The organism is Chitinophaga oryzae, assembly GCF_012516375.2.
GTDB classification, from domain to species: domain Bacteria; phylum Bacteroidota; class Bacteroidia; order Chitinophagales; family Chitinophagaceae; genus Chitinophaga; species Chitinophaga oryzae.
The window spans coordinates 3,632,801-3,659,173 of sequence record NZ_CP051204.2 but is presented as its reverse complement, the minus strand read 5'-3'; the positions used below and the strand labels follow the sequence as shown (position 1 = coordinate 3,659,173).

The 26,373-nt window shown below is 51.7% G+C and carries 21 protein-coding genes and 1 other RNA gene; 10 read left to right on the top strand and 12 right to left on the bottom strand.

Annotated elements, in window-relative coordinates; translation table 11 throughout:
- Positions 1–29: 29 nt before the first annotated feature.
- The 7 genes from HF324_RS15285 to amaB all read left to right on the top strand — a co-directional run bounded on the left by HF324_RS15285 (position 30) and on the right by amaB (position 9,521).
- Entirely contained in the window at positions 30–1,052 is a 1,023-nt protein-coding gene (locus tag HF324_RS15285) for a lysylphosphatidylglycerol synthase transmembrane domain-containing protein (protein WP_168803307.1), read from the top strand.
- A gap of 280 nt (positions 1,053–1,332) precedes the next feature.
- Positions 1,333–3,489, top strand: coding sequence for a polyphosphate kinase 1 (ppk1, locus tag HF324_RS15280; protein ID WP_246269549.1), 2,157 nt, complete (start codon positions 1,333–1,335; stop codon positions 3,487–3,489).
- A 146-nt stretch (positions 3,490–3,635) separates the two neighbouring features.
- Positions 3,636–4,535 carry a Ppx/GppA phosphatase family protein gene (locus tag HF324_RS15275; protein WP_168803305.1) on the top strand — a complete coding sequence of 300 codons (900 nt, stop codon included), beginning with the start codon at positions 3,636–3,638 and terminating at the stop codon, positions 4,533–4,535.
- 77 nt (positions 4,536–4,612) lie between these two features.
- The gene (gene panB, locus HF324_RS15270; RefSeq protein ID WP_078672974.1) at positions 4,613–5,428 is read left to right on the top strand and encodes a 3-methyl-2-oxobutanoate hydroxymethyltransferase; all 816 of its coding nucleotides are present in this window, start codon (positions 4,613–4,615) and stop codon (positions 5,426–5,428) included.
- A 536-nt stretch (positions 5,429–5,964) separates the two neighbouring features.
- Entirely contained in the window at positions 5,965–7,035 is a 1,071-nt protein-coding gene (locus HF324_RS15265) for a saccharopine dehydrogenase family protein (protein WP_168803304.1), read from the top strand.
- 42 nt (positions 7,036–7,077) lie between these two features.
- Complete coding sequence (locus tag HF324_RS15260; RefSeq protein WP_168803303.1) at positions 7,078–7,968, top strand: DUF1338 domain-containing protein; 891 nt, start codon at positions 7,078–7,080, stop codon at positions 7,966–7,968.
- 23 nt (positions 7,969–7,991) lie between these two features.
- Positions 7,992–9,521, top strand: a complete 1,530-nt coding sequence (gene amaB, locus HF324_RS15255; RefSeq protein ID WP_168860197.1) for an L-piperidine-6-carboxylate dehydrogenase — start codon at positions 7,992–7,994, stop codon at positions 9,519–9,521.
- 871 nt (positions 9,522–10,392) lie between these two features.
- On the opposite strand, the gene HF324_RS15250 is transcribed toward amaB, so the two are convergent.
- Together HF324_RS15250 and HF324_RS15245 are read right to left on the bottom strand one after the other, a co-directional pair.
- Positions 10,393–10,536: a hypothetical protein gene (locus tag HF324_RS15250; protein WP_168860196.1), complete on the bottom strand. Its 144-nt coding sequence runs from the start codon at positions 10,534–10,536 to the stop codon at positions 10,393–10,395.
- Positions 10,537–10,637: 101 nt separating this feature from the next.
- Positions 10,638–10,850: a histidine phosphatase family protein gene (locus HF324_RS15245; protein ID WP_168860195.1), complete on the bottom strand. Its 213-nt coding sequence runs from the start codon at positions 10,848–10,850 to the stop codon at positions 10,638–10,640.
- Between the two features lie 398 nt (positions 10,851–11,248).
- Between HF324_RS15245 and HF324_RS15240 the strand changes: the two genes are divergently transcribed.
- On the top strand, positions 11,249–12,946 hold the full coding sequence (locus HF324_RS15240; RefSeq protein WP_168860194.1) for a S8 family peptidase: 1,698 nt from the start codon (positions 11,249–11,251) through the stop codon (positions 12,944–12,946).
- A 182-nt stretch (positions 12,947–13,128) separates the two neighbouring features.
- Here the strand turns inward: HF324_RS15240 and HF324_RS15235 are convergent, their stop codons facing one another.
- The 10 genes from HF324_RS15235 to bioD all read right to left on the bottom strand — a co-directional run bounded on the left by HF324_RS15235 (position 13,129) and on the right by bioD (position 23,851).
- On the bottom strand, positions 13,129–13,542 hold the full coding sequence (locus HF324_RS15235) for a DUF4870 domain-containing protein (RefSeq protein WP_168803299.1): 414 nt from the start codon (positions 13,540–13,542) through the stop codon (positions 13,129–13,131).
- A gap of 76 nt (positions 13,543–13,618) precedes the next feature.
- Positions 13,619–13,986, bottom strand: an RNA gene (rnpB, locus tag HF324_RS15230) — RNase P RNA component class A.
- A 106-nt stretch (positions 13,987–14,092) separates the two neighbouring features.
- Positions 14,093–15,148, bottom strand: a complete 1,056-nt coding sequence (locus tag HF324_RS15225; RefSeq protein ID WP_168803298.1) for a Smr/MutS family protein — start codon at positions 15,146–15,148, stop codon at positions 14,093–14,095.
- Between the two features lie 146 nt (positions 15,149–15,294).
- On the bottom strand, positions 15,295–15,762 hold the full coding sequence (locus HF324_RS15220; protein WP_168803297.1) for a DoxX family protein: 468 nt from the start codon (positions 15,760–15,762) through the stop codon (positions 15,295–15,297).
- Positions 15,763–15,811: 49 nt separating this feature from the next.
- Positions 15,812–17,443 (bottom strand): amino acid permease, encoded by a 1,632-nt coding sequence (locus tag HF324_RS15215; protein ID WP_168860193.1) that lies wholly within the window; start codon positions 17,441–17,443, stop codon positions 15,812–15,814.
- Positions 17,444–17,619: 176 nt separating this feature from the next.
- Positions 17,620–18,591, bottom strand: coding sequence for a polyprenyl synthetase family protein (locus HF324_RS15210; RefSeq protein ID WP_168803295.1), 972 nt, complete (start codon positions 18,589–18,591; stop codon positions 17,620–17,622).
- A 25-nt stretch (positions 18,592–18,616) separates the two neighbouring features.
- Positions 18,617–21,532 carry a ribonuclease R gene (gene rnr, locus HF324_RS15205; protein WP_220101320.1) on the bottom strand — a complete coding sequence of 972 codons (2,916 nt, stop codon included), beginning with the start codon at positions 21,530–21,532 and terminating at the stop codon, positions 18,617–18,619.
- 11 nt (positions 21,533–21,543) lie between these two features.
- Positions 21,544–22,623 (bottom strand): tetraacyldisaccharide 4'-kinase, encoded by a 1,080-nt coding sequence (lpxK, locus tag HF324_RS15200; protein ID WP_246269547.1) that lies wholly within the window; start codon positions 22,621–22,623, stop codon positions 21,544–21,546.
- A 2-nt stretch (positions 22,624–22,625) separates the two neighbouring features.
- The gene (locus HF324_RS15195; protein WP_168803294.1) at positions 22,626–23,213 is read right to left on the bottom strand and encodes a 5-formyltetrahydrofolate cyclo-ligase; all 588 of its coding nucleotides are present in this window, start codon (positions 23,211–23,213) and stop codon (positions 22,626–22,628) included.
- Positions 23,210–23,851, bottom strand: coding sequence for a dethiobiotin synthase (gene bioD, locus HF324_RS15190; RefSeq protein WP_168860192.1), 642 nt, complete (start codon positions 23,849–23,851; stop codon positions 23,210–23,212). The genes HF324_RS15195 and bioD overlap by 4 nt, the downstream gene beginning before the upstream one ends.
- A 305-nt stretch (positions 23,852–24,156) precedes the next feature.
- Between bioD and HF324_RS15185 the strand changes: the two genes are divergently transcribed.
- Both HF324_RS15185 and HF324_RS15180 read left to right on the top strand, forming a co-directional pair.
- The gene (locus HF324_RS15185; RefSeq protein WP_168803292.1) at positions 24,157–25,515 is read left to right on the top strand and encodes a pyridoxal-phosphate dependent enzyme; all 1,359 of its coding nucleotides are present in this window, start codon (positions 24,157–24,159) and stop codon (positions 25,513–25,515) included.
- Between the two features lie 4 nt (positions 25,516–25,519).
- Entirely contained in the window at positions 25,520–26,305 is a 786-nt protein-coding gene (locus HF324_RS15180) for a helical backbone metal receptor (protein ID WP_168860191.1), read from the top strand.
- The last annotated feature ends 68 nt before the right edge of the window (positions 26,306–26,373 follow it).

The following is a 26,373-nucleotide window of genomic DNA, read 5'->3' as shown; positions in this document are numbered from 1 at the left end:
ATATCGCTAACACCCTAAAACCACTTTGGATGATGCCCAAAACGCTTAAGAACGTCATTAAGTTTATATGCTTTTTCGGCATCGGGGTACTCCTGATATGGCTGGTCACCAAAGACCTCACACCGGAACAATGGGACCAGATCAACGCCGCCCTGCGGAAGGCCAACTACTGGCTGGCCATCCCTGCCGTGATCATGGGCCTCGTCAGCCACTGGCTGCGCGCCACCCGCTGGAAGCTGCTCATGAAGCCGCTGGGGCACCAGCCCTCCACCCTCAACACCTTCTTTGCCGTTATGGTCGGATACCTCGCCAACCTGGCCGTTCCCCGGCTGGGAGAAGTAACCCGCTGCGGCATCCTGGCACAATACGAAAAAATACCGGCCGACAAACTCGTCGGCACCATGATCGCGGAAAGAGCCGTCGACATGCTGTGCCTCCTGCTGCTCATCGCCGTCACCATCCTTACACAGATAGATGTACTGGGCGCCTACGTCCATCATGACATCTACCTGCCCATCGCCCGTAAAATCGCCAATGCCAACGGCACACAGCTCCTGCTGCTGGTGGCAGCGCTGATTGCCGCCATCCTCGCCCTCCTCTGGCTCCTGCGCCGGTTTGCCCGCTCCAAAGCGGCCATCACCATCAAAGCGCTGGCCAAAGGCGTAATGGAAGGCATCTTATCAATCGGCAAAATGGAGAATAAATGGTCGTTTATCCTCCAGAGCATTCTGATATGGGGCTGCTACCTCTCCCAGGTGTACATCGGCTTCTACTGCCTGCAGGAAACGTCCCACCTGGGCATCAGCGCCGCCCTCGCCGTACTCATGATCGGCAGCATCGGCATGATCGTCACCCCCGGCGGCATCGGCGCCTACCAGGCGCTGGTACAGAAAGCCCTCGAACTCTATGGCATCGCCTATGTGATCGGCTACGCCTTCGGCTGGATCATCTGGGTAGTACAAACACTGCTCGTGGTCCTGGTGGGATTCCTCAGCCTCGTGGCCCTGCCCATCCTCAACAAAAAACAATCCGCCGCGCCGGCCCGGTCCTGATCCACGCTTTTAGCAATACTTTAACACCTGCGCGTATAAGCATAGGCGTTATCCCCTTCCTACGGTTCACAGGGCTTTAGCCCCCGGGGCGCCCCCGTTGAATGCCGGCCAGACGAATGATTAACTTTTGCCCCGCCGCGCCGGATTGCCCGGTTTTTCTTAACTTTAATTTAATGGCATCAGATCCGCGAAAGCTGTATTATCGTGGATTAAACAACGTGAATTTTTTGAATGTAAACTTGTTTGTATGACGATGCCACATACGGAGAATCTGGAATTTATGACACCAACTATAGTATCAAAGAAAAATACCGCCAAAAAAAATACGGCTAAAAAAGCACCCGCCAAAAAGACCCCGGCCCCCAAAGCACCGGCGCTCCCCGCCAAAAAACTGATCCCCCGGGATGTCAGCTGGCTCGCCTTCAACGCAAGAGTATTGCAGGAAGCAGCAGATACCAGCGTGCCCCTGAGAGAACGTATCCGCTTCCTCGGCATCTTCTCCAATAACCTCGACGAATTTTTCCGCGTCAGGGTAGCCACGCTCAAACGCATGATGTCTATCAACAAAGTCCATAAAATGCACCTGGAAGAAAACCCGGGTAAAATACTGGACGATATACAGGCCATCGTGATAGACCAGCAACGGGAGTTCGACCGCATCTGGAAAGACATCGCGAATGAACTGGAAACAATGCATATTTTCCTGCGGACGGAAAAACATCTGAACCGGGAACAACAGAAATTTGTGCTCAACTATTTCAATGAACAGGTGCGCACCAATATCATCCCGCTGATGATTGAAAGCATCCAGCAGTTTCCTATCCTGCGGGACAAGTCCATCTACCTGGGCGTGGTACTGGCCAGGCAGGACAACTCCGTCAGACAGAAATTCGCGCTGATAGAAATACCTTCCAACGTGCTGCCCCGCTTTATCATCCTCCCCTCCAAACCAGGCGAGCATGACATCATCCTGCTGGAAGACCTGATCCGCTTCTGTCTCCCGCACATCTTCTCCTACTTCGGTTACGATAAGTTCTCTTCGCATATCATCAAGGTGACCCGCGATGCGGAACTGGACATCGACAACGACATATCGGACAGCCTGATCCACCAGATCGAGAAAGGCCTGAAAGACCGCCGCAAAGGCAAACCCGTACGCTTTGTGTACGACAAGGACATCGACCCCCTGCTGCTCGAATACCTGATCCGCAGGATGGGCCTCTCCGGTAAAGACAACCTCATTCCCGGCGCCCGCATCCATAATTTCAAAGACTTTATGGATTTCCCCGAATCTATCTTCCCGCCGCATACCCATCGCAAAACCTTTATCCATCCACTGTTCGCCGATGCCCCCAGCGTGATGCACGTGATTCAACGGCAGGATGTGATGCTGCACTTCCCCTATCACTCTTTCGATACCATTATCGACCTGCTGCGGGAAGCAGCCATCGATCCGAATGTGTCTTCCATCAAGATCACTGCGTACAGGCTTGCCCGTAATTCCAAAATTGTGAATGCCCTGGTAAACGCCGCCCGCAACGGCAAACATGTGACCGTGGTACTGGAACTGCGCGCCCGCTTCGATGAAGCGGCCAACCTCGACTGGAAAGCACGCCTCGAAGATGAAGGAGTAAAAGTGTTCCTCGGTATTCCGGATATGAAAGTACACGCCAAACTGTGCGTGATCAAAAAACGCATCGGCACCAAAACCGTACAGTGCGGCTTTGTCAGTACCGGTAACCTCAACGAAAGGACCGCACAGGTATACGGCGACCATTGCCTGCTCACGGCCAACCGCTCCGTGATCGCAGACATCAACCGGGTATTCTCCTACCTGGAGAGCCCCCGTCACGATATTAAAATACTCGAAGGCTGCAAAACACTGCCGGTAAGTCCGCTGAATATGCGCGACACCTACATGCGCCTGATCGACCGTGAAATCAAGAACGCCAAAAACAAAAAGAAAGCCGGCATCGTGCTGAAGATGAACTCCCTCTCCGATTCCATCCTCATCGGTAAACTCTACGAAGCGGCCAAAGCCGGCGTAGACATCAAGATGGTGATACGCGGCATCTGCTGCGCCTACACGGAAAATAAAAAGTGGAAAAAAGATATTACCGCCGTCAGCATTGTAGACGAATACCTTGAACACGCCCGCGTGTTTATCTTCCATCACGGCGGCAGCGAAAAAGTATACATCGCCTCCTGTGACTGGATGGTGCGTAACCTCGACCACCGCGTGGAAGCAGCCGTGCCTATAACGGACCCGCATATACGTAAAGAGCTGGCGGATATCATGGACATCCAGCTCAGCGGCAACGTAAAAGCCCGTATACTGGACAACGACCAGACCAACCAGTATAAAAAAGAAGGCGATAAAAAAATCCGCACCCAGATAGAGATCTATAAATACCTGCACGAAAAGCAGTACAAATAAAATTTAGGAATTTTCTGATTTTCGATTTAGGGATTTATGACCTGGCTAAACAGCTATTTCGTCGAATCTCAAATTTGTAAATCGAAAATCAGGAAATCCCTAAATGAAAAGTGTTATTTTTGTACCTCAAAACAGAGGAATAATTAATGAAGTTAGCTGCGATTGATATTGGTTCCAATGCCGCCCGGTTGCTGATCTCCGAAGCATCCCCCAACAGTGCGGGAACGATGGACTTTACCAAAGTGAACCTGGTAAGAGTACCGCTGCGGCTCGGTTTCGATGTCTTTGACCATGGCTCTATCTCAGAAAAAAGGACGTCTCACCTGATAGACACTATCAAGGCCTACAAACTGCTGCTGGATGTTTATGAAGTGAAATACCTGAAAGCATGCGCTACCTCTGCCATGCGCGACGCCGCCAACGGCGCTGAGATCCTGCAGGAGGTCAGAACGCAGACCGGTATTGACATACATATTATCTCCGGGCAGGAAGAGGCTTCTTATATTTACGAAAACCATATCGCCGAACACCTCGACAAAACAAAATCATATCTCTACATCGACGTGGGCGGCGGCAGTACCGAGCTCACGCTCTTCAGCGGCACACGCCTCATTTTCAAGGAATCATTCAATATCGGTACCATTCGCCTGCTGCACCAGCAGGTACCGGACAGCGCCTGGCAACAACTGAAGGATTTTCTCAAACAACAGCTCAGGACCATCGGGCCGGTAACAGCTATCGGGTCCGGCGGCAACATCAATAAAATATTTTCGCTCTCCAAACGCAAGGAAGGCAAACCGCTCTCACTCGACACCCTGAAAGACTATTACAAGGAATTCAGCGCTTTCTCCGTGGAAGAGCGCATCCACCTGTACAACCTGCGGGAAGACCGTGCTGACGTGATCGTACCGGCGCTTCAGATATACATCAACGTGATGCGCTGGGCCGGCGCCGAAGAGATCTATGTCCCTAAGATCGGGCTGGCCGACGGGCTGATACAGGCGCTCTACCGGGAAATTGCCATCCCGGCGAACGGTTTTCAGTGACCACACATAAAATAATTTTCCTTTTTTCTTTTTATATCATAACCTTTGAGGAATTATTGATATAAAACAACACTGCTATGTCTGTGCATAAGGAAGCAAAGCGCATTACCACGCATGTTTTACAGAAGATGAAAGTCGACGGAGAGAAGATCTCCATGCTTACAGCCTATGATTTCTCCATGGCCAAAATATTTGACGATGCCGGAATAGACATCATCCTGGTAGGCGACTCCGCCTCCAACGTGATGGCTGGCCATGAAACAACGCTGCCTATTACGCTCGATCAGATGATCTACCACGCATCATCCGTGATACGCGCCATCAAACGCTGCTTTGTGGTGGTAGACCTGCCTTTTGGCTCCTACCAGGGCAATTCCAAAGAGGCCCTGAGCTCCGCCATCCGCATCATGAAGGAAACCGGCGCCCATGGCATCAAAATAGAAGGCGGCGAAGAGATCATCGAGTCCGTGAAAAGAATTATTTCTGCCGGCGTGCCAGTGATGGGCCACCTGGGCCTCACACCGCAGTCCATCTATAAATTCGGAACCTACGCCGTACGCGCTACAGAAGAAGCCGAAGCGAAAAAACTCATCGCCGACGCCAAACTGCTGCAGGAAGCCGGTTGCTTTGCCATCGTACTGGAGAAGATTCCCGCCACCCTTGCCAAAGAAGTGGCCGAAGCGGTACACATACCCATTATCGGTATCGGCGCCGGTAAATACGTGGACGGCCAGGTGCTGGTAATGCACGACATGCTGGGCATCAACAAAGAATTTAAGCCCCGTTTCCTCCGCCGCTACCTGGACCTCTATACCGAGATCTATGGCGCCACGCAGGCTTACATCAAAGATGTGAAAACAAAGGATTTTCCGAACGACAACGAACAATATTAGCGCTTGCCAAGGAGTTTCTCGCAAAGCACGCAAAGGAGCAAAGAACGCAAAGAATATAATATAAGCGAGCAGAGAAAGCAAAGGAGCGGAGATCAAATCGAATTGATCTTCGCTCCTTTGCTTTCTTATTTAAACTTAAAAAAATCTTTGCGTTCTTTGCTCCTTTGCGTGCTTTGCGAGAACTTCCCTTTGCGGGAAAGAAAATTTTCCCTATATTAGCTCTTTCATTATCATCAATGAATTACCTGTTAAACATACAACTCTCTCTTCTCTCCTATCTGCGGAGCACCTGCTCCCATGTGCCATGAGTTGGAAAGGCAGGTAATATTTTTCCCTGAACATATTTTTTAGGCATCTCCCTGTCGGGAGTTTCTGTTGTGCTGTAACGGCCGTACCGGTATTTATTTTATATAATGCCGGATTATGCCCTGCAAACTTGGTAAATTTTACCAGGTGTTGTCCTCTTGTATAAGAGCGGGCATACTGTGCGTACGTTTCAGCCAGTATCTGCGTATAATTAATAATTCCAATAGATTATGAAACGTGTAATGATCATCGGCGCCGGCAAGATCGGCGAAACAGCAGCATTCCTGTTACAACAGTCAGGCGACTACCAGGTGACCCTGGCCGACGCCAACCAGGCATTGCTGGACAAATGTACTGACGGCAACATCCGTAAAGCAAAGCTGGACGTTAACGATGCCGCTGCCCTGGAAACCGCCCTCACGGAGCAGGACATGGTACTGAGCGCCTGCCCTTTCTTTTTGAACGTAAAAATCGCTGCGGCTGCCGCCAAAGCTAAAACCCACTACTTCGACCTGACCGAAGACGTGGCCACCACCAACGCTATCCGCGAAATTGCACAGAACGCGGAAGTGAGCTTTATGCCGCAATGCGGACTGGCGCCGGGCTTCATCAGCATCGCCGCTTATGACATCGCCAAACAGTTCGATACGCTCGACTCCGTGAAGCTGCGTGTAGGCGCCCTGCCTCAGTTCCCGACCAACAGCCTGATGTACAACCTCACCTGGAGCACCGATGGTCTGATCAATGAATACTGCAACCCCTGCGACGCCATCTACGAAGGCGAACGCAAGGAAGTAATGCCGCTCGAAGGCTACGAACGCTTTGCGCTCGACGGCATAGAATACGAAGCCTTCAACACTTCCGGCGGCCTCTCTGCCCTCGCGGAAATACTGGATGGCAAAGTATACAACCTCGACTATAAAACAGTAAGGTATCCTGGACACTGCCAGCTGATGAAGATATTACTCAATGAGCTGAAACTCAATAAAAAACGCGACGTACTGAAGGATATTATGGAAGATAGCATACCTTTCACCCCGCAGGACGTGGTACTGGTATTCGTTTCCGTGTCCGGTACCGTCAACGGCCGATCCGTACAACGCTCCTACTCCCGTAAGATTTACAACCAGGAAGTAGGCGGCAAAGATTTCACTGCCATCCAGCTGACCACCGCCGGTGCAGCCTGCGCAGTGATAGACCTCCACGCCAAAGGCCTGCTGCCGGGCAATGGATTTGTTAAACAGGAAGACGTGATTTTCAAAGACCTGATCAGCAACAGGTTTGCTCAGTATTATAATTAGCAGTCAGCCACAGGCTGGCCGCAGGAAGCTCAAACAAAAGCCATGTTACAAGAAGTATTAAACGGCCTGATGAGCCGTTACCAGGAGCGGGTCCCGGACGTGTCAGCAGTCATCGCTGCCATGGTCCGTAATGGATTAATCGGGAAAGCGGAAGATATCGAAAACGATCATATCGCCTTCCGTACCATGGGGGTGCCGCAACTCGGCGTACAGTCGCTGGAGAAAATTTTTCTCCACTACGGCTATACGAAAATGGACCATTACTATTTCGCGTCCAAGAAGCTGGACGCATGGTGGTATGCCCCGCCATTACCGAAGTATCCGCGCATCTTTATCAGTGAGCTGCGGGTGAAAGACCTGAGCCGGCAGGCACAGGACATCATCACCAGTTACACCAATGAAGTGAAGACAGACCCGGTAACTCTCCTCGACCTGGACGACAGCAAGGCAGTGGACACCTTCCTGCACAGTGGACTCTGGCGCACGCCTACCCTGGCGGATTTTCAGACGCTGGCTGCTGAAAGCGAATACGCTGCCTGGGTGATTTACAACCGCTATTACCTGAACCATTTTACGGTGAGCGTGCACAACCTGCCCGCAGGATACAATACCATCGCGGAGTTCAACCAGTTCCTCGAACAAAACGGTTTTATCCTCAACGATGCCGGCGGCAAAATCAAAACCAGTCCGGATGGCAACCTGCTGCAAAGCTCTACCGTAGCAGGCATGATACCGGCTTCTTTTGCCGGCGGCGAGACCACCAAAATCGCCGGTTCCTATGTGGAATTTGCAGAAAGGAAAGTGCTGCCGGCATTTGCAGACCTTCCGGCAGGCGAAATCCGTCGTGAGCACCGCCGGGAAGGCTTCGAAGCTGGTAATGCCGACAAGATCTTTGAAAGCACGTACTCCACCCAAACGAAAAAAAGTTCCTAATTTTAGTTGATAATATATCCACCATGGCAGATGATATTTTAAAAGCTTTTGGCATCAGCGCGCGGCAGAGCGGCGTCAGCACCGGTAAACACTGGCTGGAAGCCGGCGGAGAAGACATTGTGTCCGTATCGCCGGTAGACAACAAGACGATTGCCACCGTGAGGAGTGCCGACCGTAGCAACTATGACACTGTGATTGCCGTAGCACAGGAAGCCTTCAAAGCGTGGCGCCAGTGGCCTGCTCCCAGAAGAGGAGAGATCGTGCGCCAGATCGGCGAAGCCCTGCGTGCCCATAAAGAACAGCTGGGCCGCCTCGTTTCCTATGAAATGGGTAAAAGCCTGCAGGAAGGTTATGGCGAAGTACAGGAAATGATCGATATCTGTGATTTCGCCGTAGGTCTCTCCCGCCAGCTCTATGGCCTGAGCATGCACTCAGAACGCCCCGGCCACCGTATGTATGAACAATGGCACCCGCTGGGCATTACCGCTATTATTTCCGCCTTTAACTTCCCGGTGGCCGTATGGAGCTGGAACTCCATGCTGGCATGGGTTTGCGGCAACGTGTGTATTTGGAAGCCTTCTGAAAAAACACCCGTGACCGCCCTGGCATGTCAACGTATAGTCGAGACCGTATTCGCGGCCAATAATGTACCGGAGGGCGTTTGCTGCCTGGTGACCGGCGGCCGCGAAACAGGCGAATGGATGGCTAACGATCATCGTATTCCGCTGGTATCCGCGACCGGCTCCACCCGCATGGGCAAAAGCGTAGGCGCCGCCGTAGGAGCGCGCCTGGGCCGCTCCCTGCTGGAACTGGGCGGTAACAATGCCATCATCGTATCCAAAGACGCCGACCTGGACATGACCCTCATCGGCGCCGTATTTGGCGCGGTAGGCACCGCCGGCCAGCGCTGCACCTCCACCCGCCGTCTCATCATCCACGAAAGCGTGTACGATGCCTTTACCGCTAAACTGGTAAAAGCCTATGCACAGCTCCGCATCGGTAACCCGCTGGATGAGAAAAACCACGTAGGCCCGCTGATCGATAAAGACGCTGTCAACGCCTACCTGAGCACTATTGCACAGATAAAAGAACAAGGCGGCACCTTCCTCGTGGAAGGCGGCGTCCTGGAAGGCGCAGGATACGAATCCGGCTGTTATGTGAAACCCTGTATCGCTGCCGTAGAAAACACCTACGCCATCGTACAGCACGAAACCTTCGCCCCCATCCTCTATGTGATGAAATACCAGACCCTCACCGAAGCCATCGCCATGCAGAACGACGTGCCCCAGGGCCTCTCCTCTGCTATCATGACGCTGAACCTCCGCGAAGCAGAACAGTTTCTGTCTGCCGCCGGCTCAGACTGCGGCATCGCCAATGTCAACATCGGTACTTCCGGTGCAGAAATAGGCGGCGCCTTCGGCGGTGAAAAAGAAACCGGTGGCGGCAGGGAAAGCGGCTCCGATGCCTGGAAAGCATACATGCGCCGCCAGACCAACACCATCAACTACTCCGATAAACTGCCGCTGGCCCAGGGCATTAAATTCGACCTGTAACCAACAGCGACAAATAACAAAAGGGCGCACCGGAACGGATGCGCCCTTTTTGTTTGCATATGGTGTCCCCGGGCTCACGCCCGGGGCTACAATGTTGTTCAATTTCTTTTAAAGAATGGATTTGTTATGGATGTACGCAGACCTGCCATGCATAAATAACAGGTTGGATGAGAAAAAACCTGAATAACCTACCCCCGGGCTCACACCCGGGGCAACAATGTTGTTCAATTTCTTCTAAAGAATGGATTTGTTATGGATGTACGCAGACCTGCCATGCATAAATAACAGGTTGGATGAGAAAAAACCTGAATAACCTACCCCCGGGCTCACACCCGGGGCAACAATGTTGTTCAATTTCTTCTAAAGAATGGATTTGTTATGGATGTACGCAGACCTGCCATGCATAAATAACAGGTTGGATGAGAAAAAACCTGAACAACATCGTAACCCAGGGCGTAAGCCCTGGGGATGTAAGCCCTGAGGGTGTATGCCCTGAGAGTGTATGCCCTGAAGGCGTAAGCCCTGGGGAAAAAAAGAGGCGCCTGTTAAAGCGCCTCTGCTATAATAAAATACTTACTTGCAAATTGGTGGTTAATCTTTCGCCTTTTGCAGCTCCGAGGCTGTGCCCCGGAGCTTTTAACTTTCATGTCAGGATGTGCTCCTCCCTGATCAGATTTTAAAAGCGGTTGATAAAATACAGCCTGTCTTACAGGTCTTCCTCTACATACATCGACGTTTACAGCCGCTGGTTTCAAAGTTTTAAAAATAGTAGCGAGGTTAGAGAACCCCGCTTTTCGTTAAACGGAAACCATGCTTATGAGAAAAATATCCGATAGCGGGAAGCCATCAAATATTCTTCCGACTATAAATATTAGACTTTTTTTTGAATATTCATATTCAACTTTTGTGCTACGGCATTATTATTTCCGTGGACCTCCACGATCAAAAACCGGCCAGATCCTTTGTCATAGAGCGCTTTGACCGATTTTGCCTTCACGCCAAGTGTTCTTGCCATGGCCGGAATATTTTCCGGATTACCGCAAATAACAATGGTTTTGCCCTTGTTTTGCTTTACAATGCAGTCCAGCACACAGTCCCGGGTCTCTTCATCTTTCGTTACCCAGTATAAACCGGGTGCAATTGCCGCAGCTCCGATAAAGGTGCAGCGGTCTGCATGGCCTTGTTCATGTAAAGGATATAAATAGCCGTCACATCAATATGCCGGAGTACCTTGGTAAACAACCGGGTCTGGTCCTGCCCCTCCTCACTCAGGCCAGCCGATGGGGTCGCTTCTTCCTCCGCTGCATTCACAAAAATAACGGTCGTCACTTTTCCAGGGCCGGTAGCATAAACCGCTGCAGCGGTAGCCTACAGGGTGGCTGGAATAGCAGTTTTCAACGTAACAATCGGTTTTAATGATGAGGCAATACAAAACGAAAGCAATACAGGGAATTTCCCTGAAAGGTGCATCTGTTGGGGAAGAGAACGTTATAGAGGAAAAGAAAGGAACCAGCGTAAAGGTAGGCTTTCCCCGCAATATAACAGCAGTATTGTGATGGGTGGATAACAGGACTGTTCAGCTATCAAAACCAGATAAGAATGGCTATCTATATGATTTTCTCCCAATTAACCAACAAATGGTGCGTTTATCATTAAAATCTGCTCGTTCTTACTCATTTTCCATACCTTTATTCCCATCATGATATTTTAATTATTAATTATAGAACATGAAATTGTTTAGTCGAGAGGTTGCAGTCCTGGCATGTGTTGCATTGACGACGGCTGCTTTTACAACGAAATCCAGTGCCCAGAGTAAAACCCCGGTGCCCAAAAACTGGCAGTTGCTGAACTACGAGACCGACAGTGTTTACGGCACTAATACCGAAAAAGCCTACAAAGAAATCCTGAAAGGGAAAAAAAGCACCCCGGTGATCGTAGCTGTGATTGATTCCGGTATTGACACCCTTCATGAAGACCTGAAAGGCATCCTGTGGACCAATCCGCGTGAAATCCCCGGCAACGGCAAAGACGACGACGGAAACGGCTATATCGACGATATTCATGGCTGGAACTTCCTCGGCGCCAAAGACGGCGGCAGCCTGAAAGAAGACTCCGACGAAGCCACCCGCGAATATTACCGCTACAAAAACAAATACGGCGACCCGGATTCCACACTGGGCAAAGATTCCAAAGAATACACCACCTGGCAGAGCCTGAAACAAAAGATAGAAAAGCCCAGCTCCCAGACCAAGCTTCAGTATAAAACAATGGCCAAACTACAGGAGAACGTCAACAAATGTGAAAACATCCTGAAGACGTACCTGAATAAGGACGATTTTACCGTTGCCCAGCTCGACAGTATCCAGACGACCAACCAGGACGTACTGCTGGCACGTAACTTCATGACCCGCCTGCTGAAAAGCACCGGCGACGAACCCCTGCCCTTCGGTGAATTCAAAATGGAATTCGAAGGCTATATGGGTGAACTGAAAAGGAAAGCGGAGTCTACCGAAGTACCGCCGAATCAAAACCGCGAACAAATCGTAGGCGATAAATACGACGATATCACCGACACCAACTACGGCAACAATGACGTGATGGGCAAATTCGGCTTCCACGGCACGCACGTAAGTGGTATCATCGGCGCTATGCGCAACAACGGCGTAGGTATCAACGGCGTGGCCGACAATGTCCGCATCATGGCGGTAAAAGCGGTACCGGACGGCGACGAAAGAGATAAAGACGTGGCCCTCGCTATCCGCTATGCGGTAGACAACGGCGCCCAGATCATCAATATGAGCTTCGGCAAACCCTACTCCCCGCACAAAGAATGGGTGGACGAAGCGGTTAAATACGCACAGAAGAAAGGCGTACTGCTGGTACATGCGGCCGGCAACGACGGCGCCAACAACGATTCCGTGCCCAACTACCCGAACCCTGACTTTGCTGACGGCAGCCCCCGTGCTGACAACTACATCACCGTAGGCGCCTCCAGTCACGGAATGGCACCCGATAAAGTGGCCAGCTTCTCCAACTACGGCAAAAAAAATGTAGACCTCTTCGCCCCCGGCGTACAGATCTATTCTACCATCCCCGGCGGCAATAAATATGGCAGCGCCAGCGGCACCAGCATGGCAGCACCCGTAGTAACCGGCGTTGCAGCCCTCGTGCTCTCCTACTACCCTGAGCTGAGCGCACGCCAGCTGAAATACATCCTCGAAAAGAGCGCTACGCCGCTCCCCGATGGCAACAAAGAAGTCAACAAACCCGGCTCACAGGACGAAAAAATTGACTTCACCGACCTCTCTATCAGCGGCGGTGTCGTGAATACCTACGAAGCCTTGAAACTGGCAGCTACCATCAAAGGCGAAAACGTGAAGAAAAAACAACATAAAGCGAAGATGAGACCGGTGAAGAAAAACTAGTCTCGCAAAGTTGATAAGTGAGCAAAGTGCGCAAAGAAAACATATAAGAAAAACAAAGGGGCGAAGATTAATGTTAATCTTCGCCCCTTTGTTTTTCTTAGCTCATTCAATATGGTTCTTTATTTTCTTCGCTCGCTTAAGTGATTCTTTGCGCACTTTGCTCACTTATCAACTTTGCGAGATCATTTAACCAGTCTCAGCGACAGCGGGTATTTGTAGGACACCCCTTCATTGGCCTTTACGGCGGCAATAATGCTGAAAATCAGGTTTACCACCCATAGCAGGCCATGCAGTCCGCCCCAGCTCCAGCTCCAGCTGCCGTAGAACATGTTGCCGCCGGCTACCCAGTTGCCAAATGACCACAGGCCGTTGAAAATACCGCCCAGTATGGATATCAGCACACTGACAAGGCTGATGGTGATCTGGAAATTAATGGCTTCCTTGCCCTGGTCATCCACAAAACGGGATTCGTTGCGCTTGATCAACCATAATACCAGCACCAGAATGATATTGCCGGCAGGCCTGAATATCGCAGAGCCCACGATGCCACCGAGGTGAATGAAAGTGCCCCAGTTACGTTCGTCTCTTAAGGTCATAAAAAACAGGATTAAATAAGGGTGAGAAGATAGGAGGTTTTATCGTAATATCAAAGCAGGGGAAAAAGAAAAAGAAAAAAACTACAAACCTGTAAGCCGGATTCTGTCCCCTGGCAAGCCAGGGTTGCTATCATTTATCTGCGGTGACGCTCGCGCGCCCCCTGTATCTGCCTACCCTCGGACAATCGGACGAGCAGCCCTCAAGCGTCCGTATACATGGCATTTCAGCACACAAGGTTTACCCGCACAAACAGTTACCTGCCTGTACCGTGGGCTCTTACCCCACATTTTCACCCTTACCCCGCCGAAGCAGGGTGGTTATTTTCTGTGGCACTCTCTGTCTCCGGCAAGCCGGAGCCCACCCGTTAGGTGGTGTGTTGCTCTGCGCTGTCCGGACTTTCCTTCCCTGCAGACAAGCTGAGGAACGATAGCACGGTTTGTAGTTGGAGCGCAAAGGTAAATTATTTACCTATAACTATTTTTGTCTATAAAAAATTTGCCTGTAAACATTTTTACAGGCAAATAGCGATCATCTTATTTTTAGCCGGCATTACCGGAACGTAATCTCTGTAGCCCCGTAGCCGTATTTGGCGTGGTACTGGTTGACGAAATTGGCTACCTCCGGCGTCTGGCGCAGGATCTGGTGGATCTCGTCTTTCAGCTTGCCCTTCCCTACCCCATGGATCACCACCAGGCTGTGCTGGTGATGGCTGATGGCCAGGTCCAGGTAACGCTGAAAAGCATTGAGCTGCACGGCCAGGATAGCAATATTGCTCATCCCCTTCCAGTTTTTTTCCAGTGCCTCAATATGCAGGTCCACCTCATGCTTCGGCTCCAGCGTAGTCTCCGGCTGCAGCTGGATCTTGCTCAGCAGGCTGGCAAAATTGCCCGACCCGATGGCGGTCACCGGTTTGGCTTTCTTCGGATTGGCCGATTCGGCCGGCGCCGGCGGTTCAGGCTCTTTATCCGGGAACCTGTCAAACAGCGGATACGTCAGCGTAGCTTCTGCTTTGGTACGCAGCTCCTCCAGCTGGGTGAACATCTGTTTGGGCTTTATCTTCCATGTTTTCTTTACAGACGTGGCCAGCTTGGGCTGCGGTTCCTTCAGGAAAAAAGTGAACTCAAAACGGGGATTGTCGTTCAGCGATTCAAACATCAGGTCTGCCAGGTAAAAATGGTTGTACGGCTGTATCTCGTTCTTTATCTCCAGGTCCATCTGGTTGTTGAGCCATATCTGGAAATAAAAGCGCATGGCATGCGGCGTATCGTTGAACAGATGGAACTTCATCAGCTTCACCGTTTCATCATAGCCGTCAAATTGATATACAGGCAGTACGGACAGGAACATGCCCTTGTCTGTCTTAAAGACTTCGTATTTTTTTCTGTCTACCCTGATCTCATCGCCCGGAATCTGTTTAGGCTTCTCCTTCACCAGTTTCTGCTGGGTAAAACGATGGAAATAGGGAAAGTCTATCTGATCAAGGTATACCGGGAAAGTAGTGCCTTTCACCTCTATCATCACCATATTGTCATTGACAATGTCTACTACTGTACCTTCTTCTTTAGAGCTCAACAGTAATATCTTGTCTCCAGTTTGATATTTCATATTTGCATTCTTCTGGACACAAAAATAGAGTTTTGGCGGGGAAAAAGAGAGGAAGAAGCGGGAAGATTTGATTTGGGGAGGGCCGTAGCTCTCCTGCGCCATTAAAATGGTGATACTCACAGGTACGCCTGTATGGAGAAGCCGGCTCAGAAATCGATGTAGGTATGCTTGCGCTTCTTCTCAGGATGCCTCCGCATAAACTCGTCTACCGAGATGCGTCCGCTGCCGGTTATCGCAAAAACGATCAGCAGCACCAGCACCAGCGCAGACAGGCTCAGCACCGGATACACCTGGAACAATCCTGTCCGTGAATGCACGAACAACAACGCCCCCAGCAGAATCGGGATATTGAGCAGCGCGGCAAACCTGGTTTCCAGGCCCATGGCTATGAACAATCCGCCTACGATATGCACAAATACAATGTAGTGTGCAATGAAGAAGGCGGCGGTAACCAGCGCAGGGCTTTCAGCGATCATCGTGTTCAGCGCATCCCTGTTCATCACAAACAGTACGCCCACCGACATCAGGAAAAGGCCCAGCGCCATCCGTACAACGCTCAACCATACCGGGTGATGTGCATCACCCCATCGTACAACTCTTTGTAGCGTGTTCATAAAATAAATTTTAAAGAACTCACTATTAAGTTACGAAAAATAACCCGTATCAGGCCTGACGGAGCTTACTGTGGCGATAACTGTAAAGGAAATAAATGCTGAGGCCAATGACCAGCCAGATGCTGAATACGATCCAGTTTTTCAGTGCGATCTCGGTCATCAGGTAAAAACAGCTGAGCAGCCCCAGGACAGGGATGAGCGACAACTTACGCATCACCGAAAAGAAGGTGATCACTATGGTCACGATAACAAAAAAGAAGAAGGGAATATTGTGCTTCCATACCTCCCAGCCCCCTTCTAATGACATCCTGCGGCCAATTTCGCCGCGGAAAAGCACCAGCAGCAGTATCACCAGTGCCGGCACGATGTACTGCCCGTTGATATAGGGCAACCGGAAACGTTTATCGTTGGTTTTCTCCTGTGGCGGCAGCATCAGCACCCCGCCGCATACCAGGATAAAGGCAAACAGCGTCCCAATACTGGTGAGGTCCGTTACGATGGTCAGGTTCAGGAACAATGCGGGTACGCCTACAATAACGCCCGTGATGATAGTGGCAAAGGAAGGCGTTTTAAACCGGGGATGGATTTTGGCGAATTTTTTAGGCAGCAGCCCGTCGCGGCTCATGCTCATCCAGATACGGGGCTGGCCGATCTGGAACACCAGCAATACGCTGGTGGTAGCCACCACGGCGCTCACAGAAATAATATAACTGATGCCCGGCAGGTTCACTTCGTTGAACACAAAAGCCAGCGGGTCGTCTACCTTCAGCTTGTAAAAAGGCACCATGCCGGTCAGCACGAAGGAAATCAGCACGTACAGCACGGTACAGATAATAAGCGAATAAATCATGCCCTTCGGCAGGTCCCGCTGTGGATTGGCACATTCTTCCGCCGTAGTGCTCACCGCATCAAAACCGATATAGGCGAAAAACACGGCAGACACCCCCTTTAACACACCGGAAAAACCATTCGGCATAAAAGGACTCCAGTTGGACGGGTTTACATAAAAGAAGCCCAGGACTATCACAAACAGGATCACCAGTATCTTCAGCCCCACCATGAAATTAGCGCTGCGCTTACTTTCCCGGATACCCACATAGGCCAGGTAGGTGATCAGCACAACAATAATAAAAGCAGGGAGGTTCACAATAAAAGGGATACCGAAAATATGCGGCGCCGCTTCTATGGTAGCCTGAGAAGCGCTGTCATAGTTACTCGAAAGCCAGTCGGGCAACGAGATACCAAGTCCGCTCAGGAGATTGTTAAAATACCCGCTCCAGGAAATAGCCACGGCGATGTTGCCGATCGCATACTCCAGGATCAGCGCCCAGCCTATTACCCAGGCTGCCAGTTCACCGAAAGTTACATAGGAGTAAGTATAAGCGCTACCGGATACCGGTACGCGGGAAGCAAATTCTGCATAACAGAGGGCGGAAAAGCCGCAGGTGATGGCGGTGATCACAAACAGCAGGGACACGCCCGGGCCGCCGTGAAAAGACGCTTCACCAATCGTAGAAAAGATCCCCGCACCAATGACCGCTGCAATCCCCATCGCTGTCAGGTCTTTCACCTTCAACACTTTATGCATGCCCACTCCTGTTTCAAGGCTGTCAGTCATTCCTTCATTGGCATCTTTCATGATTGTGGACAGGGACTTCTTTCTAAACAGCGAGTTAGACATTGGCGACGGAATTACGTTTTAAGGTAGTCTTTTAATAAAAAAATCTTGCCCAGGACCGGTGGCCGGGAAAAATGAATATATGAAAAATAATCATTTAACTATTTAATTATTTATTCATTTTTCCTCCCTCCGGTCCTGAGAAAGACGCGAATATAATGCGATTTTAAATACAAAAATTATTGCTGGCGGTTTAAGAGGAAGTCTGCCAGCTCCATCAGCGGTTTTTTACGGGCCGACAGCACCGCGATGTCTTCGAGGTGCGCAAAGGCCTGTTGCTGAAAACGTTCTTTTTCTTTTTCAGCCCATGCATCCACTTTACAGCTGCGGAACAGATCGAGCACCCTGGCCACCTTATCGTCGGGATGGGTGTCCATCAGTTTTTTCAGTTCGGCTTTCTGTGCGGCGTTGCAAAGCTCAAAAGCTTTCAGCAGGAGGAATGTCTTTTTGTTGACCAGGATATCGCCGCCCTGTTGTTTGCCGAATTTGTCGGGGTCTCCGAAGGCGTCGAGGAAGTCGTCCTGTATCTGGAAAGCGATGCCGATATTTTTTCCGAAAGCGTACATATGTTCCTGGTTACCTTCGCTGCCGCCGCCGATGATAGCGCCCAGCTGCAGGCTGGCTGCCAGCAATACGGAGGTTTTGAGGCCGATCATTCGCACATAGTCGTCGTACTGCACCTGCTCAGGCTCCATCTGTTCAAAATCCATGTCTATCTGCTGCCCTTCGCATACTTCGATGGCCGCCTTATTAAACACGGTGATGATACGTTGTTTGTATCTGGACTGCACCTTATTGAGCATTTCGTACACGTTGATCAGCATTACATCGCCGGCCAGGATAGCGGCCGGATCGCCGTAAACGGTATGTACTGTCTGGTGTCCGCGCCGGATGGGCGCTTTGTCCATGATATCGTCATGGATGAGTGTAAAGTTATGGAACAATTCTACCGCATTGCCTACCTGAAAGGCATCCTGATGCAGCTCGTCAAACAGTTCGTTGCCCATCAGGCAAAGCACGGGGCGGATACGTTTTCCGCCGATCTGCAAAATATGGGACGCTGCATTGTACAAACGTTTGGGTTCTTCCGGAAAATGCCATTGATCAAACTGCTGGCTGAACTGCGCTATTAACTCTTTAAATGAATGCATGTCAAATAGACCGTGATTTTAGTATTTACTTCTTTGTTTTCTTTTTAGCGGCAGCGGCTTTTTTCGGCGTTGCCTTTTTGGCGGCGGCTTTCTTCGCCGGCGTTTTAGCGGTAGCAGCAGCTTTCTTTGCAGGCGTCCTGGTCACCGCAGCTTTTTTGGCCGGGGCTTTGGTCGTTGCTTTTTTTGCCGGGGCTTTCACAGCCGCTTTTTTTGCAGGGGCCACCGTCGCCTTTTTAGCAGCCGCTTTTTTCGCAGTCGTCGCAGCCTTTTTAGCGGCAGCCTTAGGTGCAGCGGCCTTTTTGGCGGCCGGTGCTTTAGATACTGCAGCCTTTTTAGCAGCGGCTTCGGCAGTCTTCGTTTTCACTGCCGGCGCTGGTTTCGCGGCTTCTTTCTTCACCGCCTTCTTAGCGGCAGCTTTGGGCGCCGCTGCTTTGGCAGCGGGCTTTTTAGCGGCTGTTTTAGCAGAAGATTTCGCGGCCGCCGTTTTCACCGCGGCTGTTTTCTTCTCAGCTACCGGCGCAGGTTGCGCTGCGGGCTGCACAGGGGCTTCTTTCGTTTTTTTGCCCTTGCTTGTTTTGATTTTTTCGGGAGACGCAGGAGCTGTTTCCGGAGCTGCGGCCGCTGGTGCCGGCGCCGGGCTTGCAGCCGCCGGGGCGGCTTTTCCGGTTGTCTCTTTTTTCGCTGTTTTCTTTTTCTTCACAGGCGCTTCCGTCGGCGCCGGCGAAGTGGAAGTGGAAGTTACAGAGGATGACGGCAGTGGGGTGACATCGACCACATGTGTTTCCGGAATAACCTGGTCGACCACCGGTTCCGGCGGTATTTCCAGGGAAACGGCCGGTGCTGCCGGAGCAACAGGCTGCGGCTTAAACGGTTGTTTTTCCCGTGGCTGCCATGGTTGCTGACCGTGTTTTTGTTTTTTCTTTTTGCGGTCGCGGCGGCCTTCCCTGCGCTCGTCACGCTGGCCCGGCCGGAATGTGCGGCCGGCATCGGTAGCCAGCTCGCTGTCCAGCTCATAATCCAGCTGGCGTTTGGCGAGGTTGGCAGCCACCACACGGATGCTTACTTTCTCACCGATGCGGAAACGGCGGCCACTGGCCTGTCCTACCAAAGCATATTCCGCTTCGTTGAACACAAACTCTTCCTTGCGGTTGAGGTTATGGATGCTAACCAGCCCTTCGCACTTGGTATCCACGGTTTCTACCCAGAAACCAAAATGCGCCACGCCGCTGATCACACCTTCGAAAGTGTGACCGATGTACTGCTGCATGTATTCTACCTGCTTGTATTTGTTGGCCGCTCTTTCCGCTTCCATGGCTTTACGCTCCATTTCGGAATCATGCTTGCACTTCTTCTCCATCTGTTTGTCCGGGTGGATATCGCCTGCCAGGCATTCGGCTACTACGCGATGCACGAGCACGTCGGGGTAACGGCGTATCGGGGAGGTAAAGTGACAGTAGTCTTCAAAACCGAGGCCATAGTGGCCTACGTTTTCTACGGTATAGATGGCTTTGGCCATGGTACGGATGCCCAGCGTTTCCAGTACATGCTGTTCAGGTTTACCCTGTACGAGCTGCAGCATTTTGTTAAAAGAACGGGCGATGCTCTCCGGTGTGCTGACATCGAACTTATAACCGAATTTGCCTGCGAAAGCCGCAAACACCTTGAGTTTATCGGGGTCCGGCGTATCATGCACCCGGTAAGGGAAAGGCACGGGTTGTTTGTTGACTTTTATTTTAGACACGTAGGTCGCCACGGTCCTGTTGGCCAGCAGCATAAACTCTTCGATCAGCTGGTGCGCTTCCTTGCTTTCCTTGATCACAATGCCGATAGGCTTGCCTTTTTCATCCAGCCTGAAGCGGACCTCCTGGGAGGAGAAGTTAATAGCGCCATGTGCAAACCTTTCCTGGCGCAGCGTCTGGGCAATTTTATTGAGCAGGAGGATTTCCTCCTGGTAAGGCCCTTCTTTGGTCTCGATCACTTCCTGGGCGTCCTCATAGGTAAAGCGGTGGTCGGAATGGATGATGGTCCGTCCGATCCAATGGTGCTTCACCTCCCCTTTTTCGTTCATCTGGAAGATGGCGGAGAAGGTCAGTTTATCTTCATGCGGGCGCAGGGAGCACAGTTCGTTGGAGATTTTCTCCGGGAGCATGGGCAGCACGCGGTCGGGCAGGTACACGGAGGTGGCGCGCCTGTCGGCTTCCTTGTCCAGTTCGGTGCCCGGCACTACGTAGTGGCTCACATCGGCGATGTGCACCCCGATCTCATAGAGGCCGTTTTTCAGCGGCCGGATGGAGATGGCGTCGTCAAAGTCTTTGGCATCGACGGGGTCTATGGTGAAGGTGAGGATATTGCGGCAGTCTTTACGTTTCCGTACTTCCGTTTCCGTTATCTCCTCTTTCAGTTCCGCCAGTTCGGTCATCACCTCGGCAGGGAAGCTGAGCGGGAAGCCAGCTTCAATGAGGATTTCCTTCATGGCCAGGTCGTTGGTATCGCTGGCATCGAGTATCTCGATGACTTCGCCGACCGGTTTGCGGGTTTTCTCGCCCCAGGCCACTACTTTCACCACGGCCTTGTCGCCGGATTTACCGCCGTTCAGCGAGTTGGCGGGGATATAGATATCCGGCATGAACATCCCTTTTTCCGTGATCAGGAAGCCGAAGCTTTTGCTCACCTGCAGGGTGCCGGTAAATTCTGTTTTATTTCGTTTAAGGATATCCGTGATAATGCCTTCCTGGCGGCCGTCGCCTCTGGCGTGTTTGATCACGTCTACCAGGACTTCATCCTTATCGAGGGCGGTATGCAGGTTTTTCTGTTTTACCATGATGTCTCTGGCGAGACCCGGTACGATCACGAAGGCCATTCCTGACCTTGTCAGTTCCACGACACCTCTGAAGGTTTTCTTCTGGCCGGGGTTTTTCTTATCTTTCTTTTTCTTACTCATGTTTGGTTGTCTTATTGACCAAAGGCGGGCAATTGCCGGGCCACGTAGTCAAAAATAAAGTTATTAAATGATTCCGCTTCTCCGAAGAGGAACGAAATTTCCACTGGCATAACAGCTATTTGCAGGTTTTGTTCTGCCAGTTCTTTTTGCAGGAGATGCAGCCTTACGGCATCTTTCTCCGTGGTGATGACCATCTTTTGGGTTCCTGGCAGGTCATCTCTTTCCTTTTTTATTTTAGCAATATCTTTTTCCGAATAGTAGTAATGATCAGGAAACGCCAGCAGGTAAACCTGTTGAAACTGCTGCTGCAGCTTCTCCAGCAGCGGTTCCGGGCGGGCAATGCCGCAGGCGAGCAATACCGATGCTGATGCAGGAACATTCACGGGCTGACGGGTTGTCATATCAAATAATGCGCCGTATTGCAAGGTAGTAAAAAACAATCGCTGGCCGGGCAGCGGATTGATTTCTTTTTCCAGCGCGGCCTTTTCAGCCAGGCTCATGTCCGGCGGACATTTGGACACGATGATGCAATTGGCGCGCTGGTAGCCGCTTCTGCCCTCCCGGAGGCGGCCGAAGGGGACGACGTGATCGCGGGTGAACAGCCGGTTGTATTCGGTGATCAGGATGTTCATGCCGGGTTTCACAGACCGGTGCTGGAAAGCATCGTCCAGCAGGATCACCTGTGTGTCCGGTTCTTCGCCCAGCAGCTGCGGGATGGCCAGCATCCGCTCTTCCCCTACGCATACTTTGATGTCCGGGTATTTCGTGTGGAACTGCATGGGCTCATCGCCGATGTCGGCGGCGGTGCTGTGTTCGTCGGCCAGCAGGTAGCCGCTGGTACGGCGGTTGTAGCCCCGGCTCAGGGTGGCTGTCCGGAACTGGTCTTTCAGCAGGCGGATCAGGTATTCCACATGCGGCGTTTTTCCTGTACCCCCTACCGACAGGTTGCCGCAGGCAATTACCGGGAGATCGAACTCCACGGCGGTGAGCACACCCTTATCATAGAAGCGGTTGCGGACCCACATCACAAGGCCATAGAGCAGGGAGAAAGGATATAACAGTATTTTAAGATAACTCAGTAGTTTCAGCACTGTCAGGGTTGTTTAAAATTAAACTGATAAATAACGTCGGGCGTTACCACGGTCTGCAGGGGCACATCCCAGCTGTCCGCGTCGCTGATGCCGTCGATAGGGCCAAACAGCGACAGGCCAACCGTACGCACGTCCGGGCGGCATTGCTGCAGAAAGCGGTCATACATCCCTTTGCCGTAGCCTACCCGCTGGCCCTGCCGGTCGAAAGCCAGCAACGGCACCAGTACCAGGTCTATGGTTTCCGGCTGCACGGGTTCACCGTTTTCCGGCTCCGGGATGCCGAAGCGGTTCTTCACCAGTACCGTATGGGTATGCCAGGCGTAGTGGTACATGTCGCCGGTTTTCATATCGGCCTTTGACAGCACCAGCTGGATGTCCGGATGTTGTAGCCGCAGCCATCGGGCCAATGGCCAGGTATCGACTTCTTTTTTTTCCGAGATGGGAAGGAAAAGATGCAGATAGCGCACTCCCTGAAAATCGAGCTGGCGGGCGTTGGCCAGCAGCCGTTCGTTCAGGTCTGCCGCCGTGGCGTCCGGGAGGTTCAGGCGCTGTTCGAGGAAGTGTTTTCGTATATCCTTTTTGGTGATCATGCCAGTAACGCCTTTAGGGGAGCTGACAAAAGTTGTGCCTGTTGCTGTACGAATGCCATATTGACTTCCGTCGCCTGCGGAATACGGCCAATGCGGGGATAGCCGCTCAGTCGCACCACATTGTCTTCATTGGTATGGTAATCGCCTCCGAAGATCCAGCCCATAACGGGCACGCCTGCATGTTGCAGCACGCGGGCGGTGAGCAGGCTGTGGTTGATGCTGCCGAGATAGTTCTGCGCCGCGATGATCACGCCGGCGCCCAGGTCGCGGACCAGGTCCAGCGTCAGAACGTCGTCTGTCAGCGGTACCAGCAATCCGCCGGCGCCTTCTATCACCAGTGCCCGGTGGGCCGGCTGCAGTGCTGCGGCCTGTCTTACAATCTCAGCGGTGTTGATGGTGACCTGCTCCATGCGGGCGGCCAGGTGAGGCGAGGCCGGCTCCTTCAATACATAAGCTTCCGGATGGCAGATAGTGACGCCTTCCGGCACCAGGGCCCTGACCGTCTGCGTGTCAGTACCCTCTTCAGACCCGGACTGTACAGGCTTCCAGTAGTCAGCTTCCAGGGCCGTGGTCACACAGGCGGATACGATGGTTTTCCCTACACCGGTACCGATACCGGTTATAAATATTCGATTCATCTACGGCAAATATAACAGAGGAATTACGATTTACGAATTACGAATTATGAAGGAGGGCTGCTGGCGGCAGCAGGACGGCAGTAAAGCGCCGGATTTTAACATTTTTTAAATCTTGGACATTTTCCATCATTTTACGGTTATTATTAAATAAAATTCATCTACCTAAATCATTATCAGAAAAACAAAAAGAAATCGGGGTGTTCTGGCCGCTGCCGGTTAAACCCCGTTACGGCAAATTAACGGCGGTAACCTGTTTGTTTAGGCTTAATTCGTAATTTACAACTGTACACAACCTCGTTATTTTTATGAAATATGCAGCAAACATTCTCGAAACGATAGGACATACCCCGCTGGTAAAACTGAACCGAGTAACCGCTTCCCTCCCTTGTCCCGTGTTCGCCAAAGTGGAATTTTTCAATCCGGGCAACTCCATTAAAGACCGCATGGCCATCAAAATGGTGGAAGTGGCCGAACAGAAAGGCCTGCTTAAACCCGGCGGCACCATCATCGAAGGCACCTCCGGCAATACCGGTATGGGCCTTGCCCTCGCCGCCGTTATCAAAGGCTACAAATGCATCTTCACCACTACCGATAAACAGTCCAAGGAAAAAGTAGATATCCTCAAAGCCGTAGGCGCAGAAGTGATCGTATGCCCGACCAACGTGGAACCCGAAGATCCGCGCTCCTACTACTCCGTATCCAAAAGACTGGCTACCGAAATACCAAACTCGTTTTACGTCAACCAATATGACAACCTCGCTAACCGCGACGCCCACTACGAGCAGACCGGCCCTGAAATATGGGAACAGACAGACGGCAAGGTGACCCACCTGATCGTAGCCACCGGCACCGGCGGCACCATCACAGGCACCGGCAAGTTCCTGAAAGAGAAAAATCCCAATATCAAAGTGTGGGCGATCGACAGCTACGGCTCCCTGCTCAAAAAATATTTCGAGACGGGAGAAATCGATATGAGTGAAGTATATCCTTATATCACCGAAGGTATCGGCGAAGACTTTGTACCGCAGAACTACGATATGAGCGTGATCGACGCCTTCACCAAGGTGACCGACAAAGACGGCGCCGTGATGGCCCGCCGCATCACCAAAGAAGAAGGCATCTTCGTGGGTTATTCCGCCGGATCTGCCGTAGCGGGACTGATGCAGCTCAAAGACACGCTGAAGCCGGACGATGTGGTGGTAGTGATTTTCCACGACCACGGCAGCCGGTATGTAGGCAAAGTATACAATGACCAATGGATGATGGAACGCGGTTTCCTCGACGTAAAAACCGTTAAGGACATCGTAGGCGCCCGCCGCAACATGCCGCTGGTCACCATTGACGCAGATGAGAAAGTAAGCGAAGCCATTGCCAAAATGCGCAAATTCGATATCGAACATATCCCTGTCACCAAAGGCAGCGACATCATCGGCGCCGTTTCAGAAAGTGGCCTGTTCAACAAACTGATTGACAACCCGCACCTGAAAGACGCCACTGTACAGGAAGTGATGCACGCTCCTTTCCCGATGGTGAGCCAGGAAACGCCGATAGAAAAACTGTCTGTTTACATCAACCGCGAAAACGGCGCCGTGATGACCAAAGACGAAAGCGGCGATCATCATATTGTGACCAAATACGACATTATCCAGGCATTAGGCCGCTAGTACTATGTTCCGCGACCAATTGAACCGTACCATTCATCTGCCGGAGGCGCCCAAGCGGATTGTTTCGCTGGTGCCTTCGCAGACTGAACTTTTATATACCCTCGGGCTTCACGAGGAAGTGGTAGGCATCACCAAATTCTGTATACATCCGGAAGCGTGGTTCCGCAGCAAAACACGTGTTGGCGGCACCAAGAACGTACGTATGGACGTGATCCGGGAGCTGGCGCCGGACCTGATTATCGCCAACAAAGAAGAAAATACTGCGGAAGATGTGAAAGCACTGATGGAACATTATCCGGTGTGGGTCAGTAATATCCGCACACTGGAAGATGCCTGCGAAATGATCACCGGCGTTGGCGCCATTACGCGGAAAACGGCGGAGGCAGCGCAACTGGCCGGTACGATCCAGCAACGTTTCGCGGCCTTACAGCCCCTCTCCGCCCCTGTTCCCACCGCCTATTTTATCTGGCGCGATCCGTGGATGGCAGCCGGCGGTGATACGTTTATCCACCAGATGCTGCTGCGTTGTGGTTTACAGAATGTGTTCGCAGACATTCCGCGTTATCCGGCGATTGACGAAGAGCAGCTGGCAGCCAGCGGTTGCAGGCTGGTACTGTTGTCTTCGGAGCCCTACCCTTTTAAAGAAAAACATATGCATGAAATACAGGCTATTCTCCCGGAAGCGCAGGTGCTGCTGGTAGACGGCGAGTTGTTTTCCTGGTATGGCAGCCGGCTGCTGGAGTCGCCGGCGTATATTGAAGCGTTGCTGCCCCGTATCTCCCAGGGATGATGGCCCGTATCTCCCAGGGCTGACGCCCTGGGTTACGCTGTTCTCCTCCCAGGGATGACGCCCTGGGT

Bases quoted from the DNA above. Each gene is read 5' to 3' on its own strand.
- HF324_RS15285 (WP_168803307.1), top strand. From the start codon at position 30: ATGATGCCCAAAACGCTTAAGAACGTCATTAAGTTTATATGCTTTTTC.
- ppk1 (WP_246269549.1), top strand. From the start codon at position 1,333: ATGACACCAACTATAGTATCAAAGAAAAATACCGCCAAAAAAAATACG.
- HF324_RS15275 (WP_168803305.1), top strand. From the start codon at position 3,636: ATGAAGTTAGCTGCGATTGATATTGGTTCCAATGCCGCCCGGTTGCTG.
- panB (WP_078672974.1), top strand. From the start codon at position 4,613: ATGTCTGTGCATAAGGAAGCAAAGCGCATTACCACGCATGTTTTACAG.
- HF324_RS15265 (WP_168803304.1), top strand. From the start codon at position 5,965: ATGAAACGTGTAATGATCATCGGCGCCGGCAAGATCGGCGAAACAGCA.
- HF324_RS15260 (WP_168803303.1), top strand. From the start codon at position 7,078: ATGTTACAAGAAGTATTAAACGGCCTGATGAGCCGTTACCAGGAGCGG.
- amaB (WP_168860197.1), top strand. From the start codon at position 7,992: ATGGCAGATGATATTTTAAAAGCTTTTGGCATCAGCGCGCGGCAGAGC.
- HF324_RS15250 (WP_168860196.1), bottom strand. From the start codon at position 10,536: ATGGCAAGAACACTTGGCGTGAAGGCAAAATCGGTCAAAGCGCTCTAT.
- HF324_RS15240 (WP_168860194.1), top strand. From the start codon at position 11,249: ATGAAATTGTTTAGTCGAGAGGTTGCAGTCCTGGCATGTGTTGCATTG.
- HF324_RS15235 (WP_168803299.1), bottom strand. From the start codon at position 13,542: ATGACCTTAAGAGACGAACGTAACTGGGGCACTTTCATTCACCTCGGT.
- HF324_RS15225 (WP_168803298.1), bottom strand. From the start codon at position 15,148: ATGAAATATCAAACTGGAGACAAGATATTACTGTTGAGCTCTAAAGAA.
- HF324_RS15220 (WP_168803297.1), bottom strand. From the start codon at position 15,762: ATGAACACGCTACAAAGAGTTGTACGATGGGGTGATGCACATCACCCG.
- HF324_RS15215 (WP_168860193.1), bottom strand. From the start codon at position 17,443: ATGTCTAACTCGCTGTTTAGAAAGAAGTCCCTGTCCACAATCATGAAA.
- HF324_RS15210 (WP_168803295.1), bottom strand. From the start codon at position 18,591: ATGCATTCATTTAAAGAGTTAATAGCGCAGTTCAGCCAGCAGTTTGAT.
- rnr (WP_220101320.1), bottom strand. From the start codon at position 21,532: ATGAGTAAGAAAAAGAAAGATAAGAAAAACCCCGGCCAGAAGAAAACC.
- HF324_RS15195 (WP_168803294.1), bottom strand. From the start codon at position 23,213: ATGATCACCAAAAAGGATATACGAAAACACTTCCTCGAACAGCGCCTG.
- bioD (WP_168860192.1), bottom strand. From the start codon at position 23,851: ATGAATCGAATATTTATAACCGGTATCGGTACCGGTGTAGGGAAAACC.
- HF324_RS15185 (WP_168803292.1), top strand. From the start codon at position 24,157: ATGAAATATGCAGCAAACATTCTCGAAACGATAGGACATACCCCGCTG.
- HF324_RS15180 (WP_168860191.1), top strand. From the start codon at position 25,520: ATGTTCCGCGACCAATTGAACCGTACCATTCATCTGCCGGAGGCGCCC.